Raw genomic sequence first — 915 nt, 5'->3', positions numbered from 1 at the left:
CCATTTGCTTATAGAAATACTTTTTCTTTTTCGCCTTAAGATACTAACCGAAAAACTTATCAAAACCCTTATAAATCAACAATGATTTACTTTACGTTTTTTACTGTTACAGATTAAAAAAGTTACAAAATGATTAGTATGTGGGCAAATTGTGGGCAGCCCCACTATTAGAAAATCACTTATGTATGATGTATTCCTACAAGGTTAAATTTTAATAACAAAAAGTACAGCGTGTATGTACAGTGCGACCAACACTATATATACCGTCCACCTGACACAACCAGGTAAACACTTGCCATACTCTCATGAATTATTGTACATCATGTAGGGTTTCTTTAGCAACGTTTACCAAATTATTGGTGACGTTGCTTTTTGTTTATACAAAGGAGCTCTTAGTCTATGAAAAAGAAAATCAATGTTATCGCAAATGAAGAATCCTTCCACAACTTATCCTCATTCAAAGATGTGGAAGAACTAAATCAAACGGTACGCACATACAGAGACACAATCCGTATGTCTATTAAGCGTACCGATGTACAAGCTAAACTCCTTAGATTACTTGAACTGTTAAAGCGCCACAGCTGCAAATATGTAGGTGTGAGTTTCCTATGCAAAAATAGTATAGCTGAAAAAATGAAAGTTTCCTATAAAACTGTGCAACGTCTTATGAAGAAACTTGTGGATCTAAAGATGATTAATCAAGTAGCAATGAAGCGTACAAAAGATATGTTACAAACTTCAAATGCTATTATCATTCAACCGATTGTGGAAGAAGTGTCCGACAAGGTAGGTATAAAAAGTCCTCCAAAGTGTCCTACCATTAAAATAAAACCTGTTTCCTTAAAACAAAATATAAAAGATATAAACAAACGTAATAGTAATGAGAATAGCAATACTCCAGAAGAAAATATTGAA

The 915-nt window shown here is 33.2% G+C and carries 1 pseudogene; it reads left to right on the top strand.

Annotated elements, in window-relative coordinates:
• Window positions 1-399: 399 nt before the first annotated feature.
• Window positions 400-915: pseudogene (locus ACQRBL_RS30150) on the top strand (helix-turn-helix domain-containing protein); the annotation flags it as partial.

Origin of the sequence: Bacillus sp. AF62 (assembly GCF_050312695.1) — a bacterium.
GTDB classification, from domain to species: Bacteria; Bacillota; Bacilli; order Bacillales; family Bacillaceae_G; genus Bacillus_A; species Bacillus_A cereus.
The sequence above is the reverse complement of the archived record's forward strand: the minus strand, read 5'-3'. Positions and strand labels throughout refer to the sequence as shown.